General features: G+C 66.5%; 13 protein-coding genes. 4 read left to right on the top strand and 9 right to left on the bottom strand.

The annotated features are described in order from the left end of the window. A partial coding sequence (locus ACRDUX_RS24715) for a LysR family transcriptional regulator (protein WP_526417462.1) occupies nucleotides 1-672 on the bottom strand: 672 nt, incomplete at its 3' end. Nucleotides 673-743: 71 nt separating this feature from the next. Between ACRDUX_RS24715 and ACRDUX_RS24710 the strand changes: the two genes are divergently transcribed. Next, entirely contained in the window at nucleotides 744-1,577 is an 834-nt protein-coding gene (locus ACRDUX_RS24710) for an NAD-dependent protein deacetylase (protein WP_526417460.1), read from the top strand. Between the two features lie 34 nt (nucleotides 1,578-1,611). Here the strand turns inward: ACRDUX_RS24710 and ACRDUX_RS24705 are convergent, their stop codons facing one another. After that, complete coding sequence (locus ACRDUX_RS24705) at nucleotides 1,612-2,880, bottom strand: cytochrome P450 (RefSeq protein WP_526417458.1); 1,269 nt, start codon at nucleotides 2,878-2,880, stop codon at nucleotides 1,612-1,614. A 67-nt stretch (nucleotides 2,881-2,947) separates the two neighbouring features. On the opposite strand from ACRDUX_RS24705, the gene ACRDUX_RS24700 reads away from it, so the two are divergent. Next, nucleotides 2,948-3,577, top strand: coding sequence for a TetR/AcrR family transcriptional regulator (locus ACRDUX_RS24700; RefSeq protein WP_526417464.1), 630 nt, complete (start codon nucleotides 2,948-2,950; stop codon nucleotides 3,575-3,577). Nucleotides 3,578-3,601: 24 nt separating this feature from the next. Here the strand turns inward: ACRDUX_RS24700 and ACRDUX_RS24695 are convergent, their stop codons facing one another. Beyond that, on the bottom strand, nucleotides 3,602-4,795 hold the full coding sequence (locus tag ACRDUX_RS24695) for a DmpA family aminopeptidase (protein ID WP_526417456.1): 1,194 nt from the start codon (nucleotides 4,793-4,795) through the stop codon (nucleotides 3,602-3,604). Then, the gene (locus ACRDUX_RS24690; protein WP_526417454.1) at nucleotides 4,792-5,466 is read right to left on the bottom strand and encodes a TetR/AcrR family transcriptional regulator; all 675 of its coding nucleotides are present in this window, start codon (nucleotides 5,464-5,466) and stop codon (nucleotides 4,792-4,794) included. Before ACRDUX_RS24690 ends, ACRDUX_RS24695 begins: the two co-directional genes overlap by 4 nt. Before the next feature lie 101 nt (nucleotides 5,467-5,567). On the opposite strand from ACRDUX_RS24690, the gene ACRDUX_RS24685 reads away from it, so the two are divergent. Both ACRDUX_RS24685 and ACRDUX_RS24680 read left to right on the top strand, forming a co-directional pair. Continuing rightward, nucleotides 5,568-7,010 (top strand): amino acid permease, encoded by a 1,443-nt coding sequence (locus ACRDUX_RS24685; protein ID WP_526417452.1) that lies wholly within the window; start codon nucleotides 5,568-5,570, stop codon nucleotides 7,008-7,010. Between the two features lie 141 nt (nucleotides 7,011-7,151). Then, nucleotides 7,152-7,367, top strand: a complete 216-nt coding sequence (locus ACRDUX_RS24680) for a hypothetical protein (RefSeq protein WP_526417451.1) — start codon at nucleotides 7,152-7,154, stop codon at nucleotides 7,365-7,367. A 3-nt stretch (nucleotides 7,368-7,370) separates the two neighbouring features. Here the strand turns inward: ACRDUX_RS24680 and proB are convergent, their stop codons facing one another. The 5 genes from proB to ACRDUX_RS24655 all read right to left on the bottom strand — a co-directional run. Beyond that, nucleotides 7,371-8,486, bottom strand: coding sequence for a glutamate 5-kinase (gene proB / locus ACRDUX_RS24675; RefSeq protein ID WP_526417449.1), 1,116 nt, complete (start codon nucleotides 8,484-8,486; stop codon nucleotides 7,371-7,373). A 2-nt stretch (nucleotides 8,487-8,488) separates the two neighbouring features. After that, entirely contained in the window at nucleotides 8,489-9,949 is a 1,461-nt protein-coding gene (gene obgE / locus ACRDUX_RS24670; RefSeq protein ID WP_526417447.1) for a GTPase ObgE, read from the bottom strand. An 89-nt stretch (nucleotides 9,950-10,038) separates the two neighbouring features. After that, nucleotides 10,039-10,305, bottom strand: a complete 267-nt coding sequence (gene rpmA / locus ACRDUX_RS24665; RefSeq protein WP_526417445.1) for a 50S ribosomal protein L27 — start codon at nucleotides 10,303-10,305, stop codon at nucleotides 10,039-10,041. A gap of 16 nt (nucleotides 10,306-10,321) precedes the next feature. Continuing rightward, a complete protein-coding gene (gene rplU / locus ACRDUX_RS24660; RefSeq protein WP_526380986.1) occupies nucleotides 10,322-10,633 on the bottom strand; it encodes a 50S ribosomal protein L21 in 312 nt (103 codons plus the stop codon). A gap of 189 nt (nucleotides 10,634-10,822) precedes the next feature. Next, on the bottom strand, nucleotides 10,823-12,729 hold a 1,907-nt coding region (locus tag ACRDUX_RS24655; RefSeq protein ID WP_526417443.1), incomplete at its 5' end, for an Rne/Rng family ribonuclease.

Genomic DNA, 12,729 nt, shown 5'->3' with positions numbered 1-12,729 from the left:
GGTCGGCGTCAGCAGCGGCTCGACCATTCCGGTGCGGAAGTCCTGCAGGCTCCAAAAGCGCCGGTACTCCTCATCGGTGGAGCGGCCCACCGCAAGCGGCACGTCGAGGATGTCCGCCACCGAGACGGTCTCGCGCCGGGCCAGGGCGTGGCGCACCGACACCGTCAGCACCCGTGGCTCGGTGAAGAGCGTGTGCGCGACGATGCAGGGATCGGCCAGCGGCGGCCGGATGATCGCGACGTCGGCCCAGTGCTCGGACAACCCGGCGCTCTGGTCCGGCAGCCCGAACTCGCGCATCTCGATTTCGACGTGGGGAAACTGCCGCGCGAACTCCTCGACGATGAACGGCGTCAACTCCAGCGCCGCCCCCAGCCCGAACCCGATCCGTAGGTGCCCGACCATGCCCGCATCGTGTCTGCGCGCTGCCTCGATGCCCGCGTCGAGGCTGGCCAGTGCCGACTGCACACCGGCGAGGAAGGCCACTCCTGCCGGCGTCAGCTCCACCGACCGGGTGGTCCGGTAGAAGAGCAGGGCACCGACCTCCTCTTCCAGGTCGCGGATCTGACGCGACAGTGACTGCTGCGCGACGAAGAGACGGGCCGCGGCGCGGGTGAAGTGCCGCTCTTCGGCGACCACCGCAAAGTAACGGAGCTTCCGCACGGTGACGTCCATCCAGGGACGATAACGCGAGTTCCGGCGGTCGACACCTGCTCGCCGATACCAACTCGCCTACTCTCGGAGGCGTGGACGTCCCCGAGCTCGTCAGGCTGCTGGATGGTCGGCGCGTCGCAGTTCTCACCGGAGCCGGGTTGTCGACCGACTCGGGCATCCCGGACTACCGCGGACCCGACTCCCCGCCGAGCAACCCGATGACCATCCGGCAGTTCACGTCAGACCCGGTGTTCCGCCAGCGGTACTGGGCACGCAACCACGTCGGCTGGCGGCACATGCACGAGACGCTGCCCAATGCCGGGCATCGCGCACTCGCCGAGTTGGAGCGGGTCGGCATCGTCACGGGCGTCATCACCCAGAACGTCGACCTGCTGCACACCAAGGCCGGCAGCCAGGCGGTGGTGAATCTGCATGGCACGTACGCCCAGGTGGTGTGTCTGGCGTGCGGGTCCACGTTGACGCGCGCGGAGCTGGCGGACCAACTGGAGGAACTCAACCCGGGATTCGTCGAACGCGCCGAAGCGGTCGGCGGCATCGCCGTGGCACCCGATGCCGACGCGACGGTGGAGGACACGTCGTCGTTTCGCTACGTGGACTGTCCCCGCTGTGGCGGCATGTTGAAGCCCGACATCGTGTACTTCGGCGAGAACGTTCCCAAGGACAGAGTGGCGCAGGCTTATTCGCTCGTCGACGACTCCGACGCGCTGCTCGTCGCGGGTTCGTCACTGACGGTGTTCTCGGGGTTGCGGTTCGTCAGGCGCGCAGCGGCCGCCGGGCAGCCCGTCGCGATCATCAACCGTGGCCCCACCCGCGGGGACGCCCTTGCCACCGTGAAACTCGACGCGGGCTGCTCGGAGCTGTTGGTCCTGCTCGCCGCCGAACTCTCCGCGATCTCGGCGCGCTAAGTCGCGTACCTCGCAACCGAGCGCGCCGAAACCTTTAGAAGGTGACGGGCATCGAGCGGATGCCGTGGATGAAGTTGCCCGCTAGGAATGTCGGCTCGCCCGCCTCGATGCCCGGCAGCTGAGTGAGCAACTCGCCGAAGATCGCCCGCAACTGGGCGCGGGCGACGTGCGCGCCCAAGCAGAAGTGCCGCCCGCCACCGCCGAAGCCGAGGTGCGGGTTGGGCTTGCGACCGAGGTCGAGCCGGCCCGGCTGGTCGAATGCCTCAGTGTCGAAGTTGCCCGACGAGTAGAACATCACGACCTTCTCACCCGCGGCGATGTCCTGGTCGCCGAGGCGACAGTCCGTCGCGGCGGTGCGGCGGAACGTCATCACCGGCGTGGCCCAACGAACGAATTCCTCGACGGCACTGCCGATCCGGCCGTCGAAGTCGGCCGCGAGCCACGTCCGCTGATCGCCGAAGTCCGTCAGCGCCTTCATGGCGTGGCTCGCGGTCTGTCGGGTGGTGTCGTTACCCGCCACGGCGAGCAGCACGAAGAAGGCGGCAACCTCGGCGTCGGTGAGCCGGTCGCCGTCCACCTCGGCGTGGACGAGGCTGCTGATCAGATCGTCGCCAGGATTCTCCCGGCGGTCTGCAGCCAGCGCACCCGCCACCTGATGCAGGTACATCTGGCTCATCACCAAGACCTCCAGCGGGTTGCGGCCGGCGAGGTACACCGGATCACCCAGTGACACCATGGCATCCGCCGCCTCCGCCACCTGTGCCCGCTCCGACTCGGGAATGCCGACCATGTCCGACAGCGTGCGGATCGGCAGCTCCTTGGCGCAGTGCTCGACGAAGTCCGAACCGCTGCCGGCGTCATGCAGTTCGGTGACGATGTCCTTCGCGTTCGCCTTGATCGAGTCCTCGATGCGGCGGACCTGGCGCGGGGTGAACGCGGCGTGCACCACCTTGCGAATCATGGTGTGCCGCGGCGGATCCATCGCCAGGAAGGACTGCGACGCCTCGAGCAGTTCCTCCGGCACGTTCTCGAACAGGACACCCTTGCCGGAGAGGAACGTCTCGCTGTCGCGGCTGACGGTGACGATGTCGGCGTGCCGGGTCACCGCCCAGTAGCCGGGGTCCTTCGGGTCGTGCATCAACGCATCCTCGACCGGCGGGTGCCAGCTGACCGGCCGCTTGGCGCGCAGCACGGCGAAGTCCTTCTCACGCGTCGCTGCACCGATGGACCAGAACGCTCGCGACGACAGATCGATCGGATCGTAGGCACGCGTGGGATCCGGTGTGAGCGGCGACACAGTCATACCGTGGACGATAAGTCTAGACAGTGCGTCTAGTCAAGGTGGGCATGCTGTGGCTACGCTGTCTTCCATGCCGTCGGTGACCAGGAAGCCGCAGGCCAAGCGCCAGGAGCGCCGCGAGCAGATCGAACGCCAACTGCTCGACGCCACCGAGCGACTCATGGCCGGCGGAGCCAGCTTCACCGAGCTCAGCGTCGACCGGCTGGCGACCGAGGCTGGCATCTCCCGGGCGAGCTTCTACATCTACTTCGAAGACAAGGGCAATCTGCTGCGCCGCCTGGCCGGCCAGGTGTTCGACGACCTCGCCAGTGCCGCCGAGCGCTGGTGGGGTGTTTCCCGGCGCCGTGATCCCGCCGACGTGCTGGCCGCCATGACCGGCCTGGTCGCCAGCTACCGGCGTCACCAGCCCCTGCTGGTCGCGCTCAACGAGATGGCCGCCTACGACCCGCAGGTCGGCGCCACCTACCGGGACATCCTCACCACCATCGCGGCGCGGCTCACTGCCGTCATAGAAGAGGGCCAGGGTGATGGCCTCATCCGCCAAGAGCTGTCCGCGGAGACGGCGGCCAGCACACTCACCTGGATGGCCGAGCGAACCTGTCAGCAGAATCTGCCGGGCAGACCTGCGTCGTATGACGCCGAATTGGCGGCCACGCTGACCCAGATCGTCTGGGGCGCTTTGTATCTCGAAGCGCCCTAGTCGTACGGTCGGCTGCGGCCGAGACTACTGCCGCGCCGTCGATTCCTGGTCGAGTTCTCGTCGCTGCACTAGTTCGTTCTCGCCGATGCCTAGCAGCGTTCGGACTACATCGTGCGGCAACGCAGGAGACCGGTGCGAATCGCGTCCGGTCATCGTCTCGTTCACCAACAGGGCGTTGAGGACTGCCTCCTCGACGGCGTAGACGGTTGCCGCGTAGAACGCGTCGATGCGGTTCCAGGGTAGGCACCGCGTCGTGTGAATCTCGTCGCTCGAGGGTTCACCGGTAGGGAAGCCGGTGCCTGACGGACCTTCATTGGCAGTGGAGAACGCGAGGAAGAGATCGCCGCTGAAGAGGCTGCCCGTGGTACCGGTCCGGGCCAGACCGAGCGGGACCCGCCGCGCCAGGCCCCTGCATTGCGCGGGGCTCAGCGGAGCGTCGGTCGCCACCACGACGATGACCGATCCAGCACCGCCAGGGGCGTGCAGATCCTGCTCCATCCAACCGGTGTTCTCCATGGGGTTCTCGACGTCGGCCAGTTGCCCTACGGGTGTGCCGGTAATGGTCAGTTCACCCCGCGAACCGAAGTTCGCCTGCAGGAACACCCCCACGGTGAACGTTGTGTCGCCGAAGGGCACGAGTCGGGATGCGGTGCCGTTACCCCCTTTGAAGCCATAGCAATTCATTCCCGTGCCGCCGCCTACGGATCCCTCTTCGAGAGCACCACTGTGGGCTGCGTCAAGTGCCTGCCGCGCCACCGCAGGCGTGACGTGGCCGCCGTTGATGTCGTTGAGGTAGCCGTCCCAGGTCTCGGCACACACCGGCAGCAGCCATTGGCGGGCCTGTCGGGGATGTGTGGCATTCATCCACTCGATCACCCCAGTGTGGCAGGCGCCGATGGCATGAGTGTTGGAGATAGTGATGGGCAGGGACAGCTCGCCGACTTCGTCGATCCAGGCCGAACCGGTCATTTCACCGTTGCCGTTGAGACTGAAACGAGCAGCAGCACAAGGTCTTCCAACACCATCCCGGCCCCGCGGCAAGATCGCCGTCACTCCGGTGCGGACGGGCCCGTCGCCCACCGCGAGCTCACCGTCACCGCTGATGAGCGTCGCATACCCCACCTCCACCCCACCGACGTCGGTGATGGCGTTGAGGGGACCCGGGAGACCGCGCAGTTCGATGCCGAGGTCGCGGGCGCGGGGGGAATTGATGGTCACTTGCGGTTCTTTCTTGTCGGGTTGGCAGGCTGCCGGGAAACGCCGGCGAGGTCAGCGGAGGTGGACGTCGGAATGTCTTGGCATCCGGTGGCGATGGTGGCGAAGTTGTGGATCAGGTCCGCCGCGCGCCGCGGGGGCAGGGTCCGGTTGTCGGTGATGATGTGCAGGCCATAGGCATCTTCGAGGGCGACCAGGTTCTGGGCGATGTCCAGCGGTCTGGCCCGAAGCTCGAAATAGCCTTGCGCTTGGCCTGTTTCCAGGATTCCCAAATAGAGGGCCACCTGTTTGTCGTACAGGCCGGTGACCAGCGCGGAATGGTTGTCACGGAACGCCAGATACGAATCGAGTCTGTAGAGGGCAGTCACCAGCGCGTCGTCGCTCGACCACGGAATGCCGGTGCCGATCATGGCCGACAACTTCATCCGGGCATCGGCGAGTTCGGTCACCACCAGCATGCGGTCGCGAAAGAACCGCTCACTGGCGCGTTGGTATACCTCGCTCAACAGCCCGACGAAGTCAGTGAAGTAGTAGTGCACCGTCCCTGACGACACTCCTGCAATGTCGGCAACGTCGCGGATGCGCAGTCCATCCATACCCCTGTCGCGGATCGCCAGCAAGGTCGCGGCGATGATCGCCTCCCGTGCGGCGTCTTGATCTTTCCGTCGCGCCATCCCATAAACCAATCTTCAGTCAAATGACTTCGAGTTTGAATCATAGCCTTGACAAGCTGCTATGTGTCTATCTTTGATTGTTAATCAAAGAAAGGTTCACCATGACTGATGACCACACCCCGCTCGCGCCCGGCGTTCCCGGGCCGACGCCCGCCGGACGCGTCGCCTATCAGCAGCAGCTGGACCGAACCCTGACGATGAAGGAGAACATCCTCATCACACTCTCCGCGGTCACCCCCGCCTCGAGCGTGTTCATCATCGTGCCCACGGTGCTGATCGGTGTCGGCGGCGCGTCGGTGCTGACGATGCTCGTCGGCGCGGTCGCGGCTTTCTTCGTCGCATTGTGCTACGCCGAACTCTCGGCGACGTACCCGATCACCGGGGGCGAATATACCTGGGCAGCAAGGCTTTTAGGGAAGCCGTTCGGATTCGCCATCTTCGTGCTCACGCTGGTGAGCGCCGTGCTGATCATCGCGGTGATCGCGCTCGGCACTGGCGAGTACCTGGGCGTCGCCTGGGAGGGGTTGGGCGGCAAATGGATCGGGGTCGCGGTCATCGCGGTGACGACATTCGTCGCGCTGCTGAACATTCGCACCAACGCCTGGGTGACCGGAATCTTCCTTGCGGTGGAGATCGCGGCGGTCGCCGTCGTGGCGGTTCTCGGATTCGCCCATACCGAGCGGGGACCGGCTGAATTCCTGCATGCGCAGGCCTTCGACGGTAGCGGTTTGGTCAACACCGGAATAGGCGGTGTCATCGCGTTGGTACCCGTAGCGCTGTTCGCCTACAACGGATACGGCGCGGCAGTGTACTACGTCGAGGAGACCAAGAACGCGGCTAAGAACATCGGACGCGTCATCATCGTCTGCCTTTTCGTGACAGTCGCCGTGGAGATCATCCCGCTGGCCGCCGTCGTCATGGGTGCACCCTCGATGACAGAACTGCTCAGCAGCGAAGCGCCCATGAACTACTTCCTGCTCGCCCGCGGCGGATCGGCGCTGAACACGGCCGTTAGTGTGGGGATTGCCATCGCCATCATCAACGCGGTCATCGCCATCATCCTGCAGGTGGCGCGTCAGCTGTTCGCCTCGGCGAGGGACAGGTCGTGGCCCGAGCCGATCGACAGGGTCCTGTCCACCGTGCACCCGCGGCTGCACACCCCGGTTGCGGCGACGCTGGTGGTGGGTGCCTGTGCAGTTCTGGCAGCGAGCTTCATTCCGATCGACTGGCTCATCACCGCAACGGGTGCCAGTGTCGTCGCGATCTACCTGGCAGTCGCCGCGGCTGCTTTGCGACTGCGCCGCCCGGGAGCCCGAACCAGCACCGGCTACCGGATGCCACTGTGGCCGCTTCCGCCGATCGTGGTGATCGGCCTGATGGCGTACGTGACCTACCAGCTTCTCACCACCGCTCTGAGCCAGGTGATCGTCGCGGTCGCCGCCATCGTCGTCGGGATTGTCTACTACTTCGGCTTCATCCACCCACGCCGCAGCGAACGCTGGCTGCTCGCCGACCCCATCGTCGAAGACTCCGACCGACAGTAAGGCCTCTCGGAGCGGCTCCTCCCCCAGACCGCACTCACACATCGGTTTCCAGATGCGTTACATCGGAACTATGCAGATGCGGTATCCCGATGAATCATGGAGGCCATCAACGAGTGTGCTTGTAGCAGTGGAGGATAGGGTGTGGGACCAGGTTTCATCGACGCTCACGCGCATCCGGTGGCCGCCGGGATGACCGCGCTACGCTGCGACCTGTCGGGCCTTCCGCATGACCGCGACCGTTGTGTGACTGCGATCGCCGATTACGCACGAAGCCATCCTTCGGAAGCGGTGATCGCCGGCGCCGCCGGCGAGCTCACCCCACGAGTGGTCGGCGCGCTGTGGTACCAGGCCGACTAGAAGTCAGACGGCGACGAGGTCATCGGCATGCACGGCGGGGCGGCGCATCTCCGCGGGTAGATCCGATGTCGAATGACCGACCATCGTCGCCAATTCCGTTGCGTCGTAAGCAACTACGCCGCGCCCCACCACCGTTCCGTCCAGACCGCGCAGCTCGACCACGTCGCCGCCGTGGAAGCGACCTGACACCTCGGTGATACCCGCGGGCAGCAGCGAACGGCGGCGCTCGACCACGGCGCGGACGGCGCCGTCATCAAGCATCAACGCGCCCATCGATTCCGCGGCATAACGCACCCAGAACCGCCGCGAGGACATGCGTTCGGACCGCGGCGCGAACACGGTCCCCACCGAGGCGTCGGCGAGTGCCTCGGCCGCGTTCGCGGCCCCGGCCAGCAGCACCGGCACGCCCGCATCGGCCGCCAGCAACGCCGACGACAGTTTGGACGCCATGCCCCCGGTGCCGAGCTTGCTGCCGGTCCCCGCGATGACGCCGTCGAGGTCATCGGGCGCCGCCACCTCGGTGATGAACCGCGCCGGCCTGGCCTCGGATGCCTTGCGCGGGTCACCGTCGTAGAGCCCGTCGATGTCGGAGAGCAGCACCAGTGCGTCCGCTCCGACGAGGTGCGCGACCAACGCCGAAAGGCGGTCGTTGTCACCGAACCGGATCTCGTTGGTGGCGACGGTGTCGTTTTCGTTGACGATCGCCACGGCGTGCAGTGCGCGCAGCCGGTCCAGCGTGCGCTGAGCGTTGGTGTGCTGCACCCGCATCGAAATGTCGTGGGCGGTGAGCAGCACCTGGCCGACGGTGCGGTCGTACCGCTGAAACGCAGCGCTCCAGGCATTCACCAGCGCCACCTGACCGACGCTGGCCGCAGCCTGTTTGGTGGCGAGGTCAGCCGGTCGCCTGGACAGACCGAGCGGCTCGATCCCCGCGGCGATCGCACCCGAGGACACGATCACGACGTCGGAGCCCGCCTTCATCCGCGCCTCGATGGCTTCGGCCAAGGAGGCGAGCCTGCTCGCGTCGAACACACCCTTCGGCGTTGTCAGCGCGGTGGTTCCGATCTTGACGACGACGCTGCGGGCGGTTCGGATCGCGTCGCGGTGCGGGCTAGTCACGACTACTCATCGGTGGTGGCGGGGTGTGCGCGACTTTCCCGTCGCTGCTTGCGGGCGATCTTGCGCTCGTCGGCGCGAACCCGATCGTCCTGTTCGAGGCGCAGGTCCGTGCCACGCCCCGACATCGTGACGTCGATGCCTGCGGGCGTCTGCGGCTCCCAGTCGAAGGTCATGTCGCCGATGGTCACCGCGCAACCGCGCTTGGCACCCTGCTTCAGCAGTTCGTCCTCGACGCCGAGCCGCGCCAGCCGGTCGCCCAGATAGCCGACGGCCTCGTCGTTGGTGAAGTCGGTCTGACCGATCCACCGTTCCGGACGATCGCCGCGCACCACGAAACCGCCCTCGCCGTCGGACGTCACGGTGAATCCGCTCTTGTCGACCGGGATCGGCCGGATCACCGGGCGGCGCGGCGCGACCACGGGTTGCGCTGCGCGGTACGCGGCCACCATGTCCCACAGCGCGAACGTCAGGGGCCGCAGGCCATCCCGGCTGACGGTGGACACCTCGTAGACGGGCCAGCCGTACTTGGTCGCCACCTCATCGCGGACGAAGTCGGCGAGTTCGCGCGCGTCGGGCACGTCGATCTTGTTGAGCACCACCGCGCGCGGCCGGTCGGCGAGGTCACCGAGCGACGAATCCCCCTGCAGCGTCGGAGTGTAGGCAGCCAGTTCGGCCTCCAGCGCATCGATGTCGGAGATCGGGTCGCGCCCGGGATCCATCGTCGCGCAATCGATCACGTGCACGAGGACCGCGCAACGCTCGATGTGGCGCAGGAAGTCGAGGCCGAGTCCGCGGCCCTGCGAGGCGCCGGGAATCAGACCAGGCACGTCAGCGACGGTGAAGGTGTGCTCCCCCGCCGCGACCACACCGAGGTTGGGCACCAGCGTGGTGAACGGATAGTCGGCGATCTTGGGCTTGGCCTTCGAGATCACCGACACCAGCGAGGACTTGCCCGCCGACGGGAAGCCGACGAGGCCGACGTCGGCGACGGTCTTGAGCTCCAGGGTGAGGTCACGCGCCTGGCCCGGCTCACCGAGCAGGGCGAAACCCGGCGCCTTGCGTGCCCGCGACGCGAGCGAGGCGTTCCCGAGCCCACCGCGTCCCCCTGCGGCGGCTTCGAACCGGGTTCCCTCACCGGTCAGATCGGCGAGTAGGCGGCCGTTCTCATCGAGCACGACCGTGCCGTCGGGCACTCTCAGCTCGAGGTCGTCACCGAACGCGCCGTCACGGTTGTTGCCCATGCCCTGCTTGCCGGAGGGTGCGTCGACGTGCGGATGGAAGTGGAAGTCGAGCAGCGTGTGCACCTGCGGATCGACGACGAGGACGATGCTGCCGCCGCGGCCGCCATTGCCTCCGTCGGGGCCGCCGAGCGGCTTGAACTTCTCGCGGTGCACCGAAGCGCAACCTCTACCGCCGCTGCCTGCGCGCGCGTGGATTATCACGCGATCGACGAATCGAGCCATCGGACTTCCTCTCCGTCGAATGTGAAGCTGTGCAGATCGAGTCGAGAACTCGCGGCTGCTTCACATTCGCGGGAGCTGTCCTCGAACTTCTAGGACTCGGTGCGTACGGTGCGGACGATGTTGACCGTCTTGCGCCCACGCTTGACGCCGAAGAGCACGGCGCCGGGAGCGGTGGCGAACAGCGTGTCGTCGCCACCACGGCCGACGTTGACGCCGGGGTGGAAGTGGGTGCCGCGCTGGCGGACGATGATCTCGCCGGCCTTGACGACCTGACCGCCGAACCGCTTCACGCCGAGGCGCTGAGAGTTGGAGTCGCGACCGTTGCGAGAGCTGGAAGCGCCCTTCTTGTGTGCCATGAGTTCGCTCCCTTACTTACTTGATGCCCGTGACCTTGACGACCGTCAGCTTCTGACGGTGGCCCTGGCGCTTGTGATAACCGGTCTTGTTCTTGAACTTGTGGATGCGGATCTTCGGGCCCTTGGTGTGCTCGAGAACCTCAGCCGTCACCGCGACCTTCTCCAGGTCCTTGGCGGCGGTGGTGACCGTCGCACCGTCGACGACCAGCGCCACGGGCAGCGAGACGGAAGCGCCGGCCTCGAGCTCCAGCTTCTCGACCTTGACTATGTCTCCGACCGCGACCTTGTACTGCTTGCCGCCGGTCTTGACGATTGCGTATGTCGCCATCGTTCTCCGTCTTCCTCTACTTCGCTTACGGGCGCGCGCCACCCGAAGGCTGCGAACGCGGGTCTTGGGTGCGGGGTTCGATCCCCGCGTGTCGCGGGCCCAGTTGCTACGGGGCCTGCAGACAACTGTGCAAGGTTACGTGACCAGCGGGTAAAGGGTCAAACTGCCTCCCCCTGGGGCGGGTCGCCGTCACGAGACCGGCGGACCAGCAGGACGTGCGGCCGCGCGTCGGCGCCGGGGACGCCCCGCAGCGACGAGCGGCTCGTCGTCCTCATCATCGTCGGAGTCGTCCTCATCGTCCTCTGAGTCGTCATCCTCATCATCGTCGTCATCGTCATCGTCCGAGTCGTCGTCATCGTCATCGTCATCGTCGTCGATGTCCTCGATGTCGTCGTCGTCCTCGTCGTCCTCGTCGTCAGAGTCGTCGTCCTCGTCGTCGAGGATCTCCTCGACGGGACGGGTCAGGACTGCCGCGTCCTCGGATCCGTCGCCGACGGTCTCTCCGGCGTCTTCGGCGGCCTCGAGCACCGTCGCGTCGTCGTCGCCTTCCTCGCCGTCTTCGCGTCCGGTGGCGGCCGCCATTGCTCTGAACATCGGGTGCTCACCGGACGCGTGCACGGGCACCTTGGCAACCTGCACCTCGTCTTCGGTGCGACCACCCTTCTTGCCGCGCTTGCTGCGCCGCCCGGTACCCGGCTCGCTCTTTCGGCCGGCGGCCGAAGATGCCGAGTCGATGGGGTCGGAATGCAGCAATATGCCGCGACCGGCGCAGTGCGGACACGTCGTGGAGAAGGCCTCGATGAGCCCGGTGCCCAGCTTCTTGCGGGTCAGCTGCACCAGCCCGAGCGACGTCACCTCGGACACCTGATGGCGGGTGCGGTCCCTGGACAGCGCCTCGGTGAGACGACGAAGCACCAGGTCGCGGTTCGACTCCAACACCATGTCGATGAAGTCGATGACGATGATCCCGCCGATGTCGCGCAAACGCAGTTGACGGACGGTCTCCTCGGCGGCCTCGAGGTTGTTGCGCGTGACGGTCTGCTCGAGGTTTCCGCCCGAACCGGTGAACTTGCCGGTGTTGACGTCGACGACGGTCATCGCCTCCGTCCGGTCGATCACCAGCGTGCCGCCGGACGGCAGCCACACCTTGCGGTCCATCGCCTTGGTCAGCTGTTCGTCGATGCGGTGCACGGCGAAGACGTCTGGACCGTTCGAGGCGGCGGGCTCGTACTTGCTCATCCGCGGAAGTAGCTCTGGCGCAACCGATGTCACGTACTCGCTGATGGTGTTCCAGGCTTCGTCACCGGAGACGATCAGACCGTTGAAGTCCTCGTTGAACAGATCGCGGATCACCTTGACCAGGACGTCGGGCTCTTCGTACAACGCCATCGCGGCGCCTGCGGCCTTGGCGGTGATCTCGGCGCCCTTGGCCTCGATCTCGGTCCACCGCTCCTGCAACCGATTGACGTCGGTGCGGATGTCGTCTTCCTTGACGCCCTCCGAGGCGGTGCGGATGATGACGCCGGCGTCGGCCGGAACGACCTCCCGCAGGATCTCCTTCAACCGCTGCCGCTCGGTGTCGGGAAGCTTGCGGCTGATCCCGGTCGAGGATGCGCCGGGAACGTAGACCAGGTACCGCCCCGCCAGGGACACCTGAGTGGTCAGGCGTGCGCCCTTGTGACCGACCGGGTCCTTGCTGACCTGCACGATGACGTAGTCACCGGGCTTGAGAGCCTGCTCGATCTTGCGGTTGGCGCCGCCGAGACCAGCGGCCTCCCAGTTCACCTCACCGGCGTACAGCACGCCGTTGCGCCCGCGGCCGATGTCGACGAACGCCGCCTCCATCGACGGCAGGACGTTCTGCACGATGCCGAGGTAGACGTTTCCGACGAGCGACGCGGACGCGGCGCTGGTCACGAAGTGCTCGACGACGACGCCGTCCTCGAGCACCGCGATCTGCGTGTAGCGGGCGCCCTCGTGCGGCGGTTCGGTGCGGACCTTGTCGCGGATCACCATCATCCGCTCGACGGCCTCGCGCCTGGCCAGGAACTCGGCCTCGCTCAGGATGGGTGGACGACGGCGGCCCGCGTCGCGAC

The sequence above is a fragment of the Mycobacterium sp. genome (assembly GCF_050701675.1).
In the GTDB taxonomy this organism is placed as follows: Bacteria; Actinomycetota; Actinomycetes; order Mycobacteriales; family Mycobacteriaceae; genus Mycobacterium.
The sequence above is the reverse complement of the archived record's forward strand: the minus strand, read 5'-3'. Positions and strand labels throughout refer to the sequence as shown.

Coding starts and splice junctions, on each gene's coding strand:
- ACRDUX_RS24705 (WP_526417458.1), bottom strand. CDS start 2,880: ATGACTGTGTCGCCGCTCACACCGGATCCCACGCGTGCCTACGATCCG.
- ACRDUX_RS24700 (WP_526417464.1), top strand. CDS start 2,948: ATGCCGTCGGTGACCAGGAAGCCGCAGGCCAAGCGCCAGGAGCGCCGC.
- ACRDUX_RS24690 (WP_526417454.1), bottom strand. CDS start 5,466: ATGGCGCGACGGAAAGATCAAGACGCCGCACGGGAGGCGATCATCGCC.
- ACRDUX_RS24685 (WP_526417452.1), top strand. CDS start 5,568: ATGACTGATGACCACACCCCGCTCGCGCCCGGCGTTCCCGGGCCGACG.
- obgE (WP_526417447.1), bottom strand. CDS start 9,949: ATGGCTCGATTCGTCGATCGCGTGATAATCCACGCGCGCGCAGGCAGC.
- rpmA (WP_526417445.1), bottom strand. CDS start 10,305: ATGGCACACAAGAAGGGCGCTTCCAGCTCTCGCAACGGTCGCGACTCC.
- rplU (WP_526380986.1), bottom strand. CDS start 10,633: ATGGCGACATACGCAATCGTCAAGACCGGCGGCAAGCAGTACAAGGTC.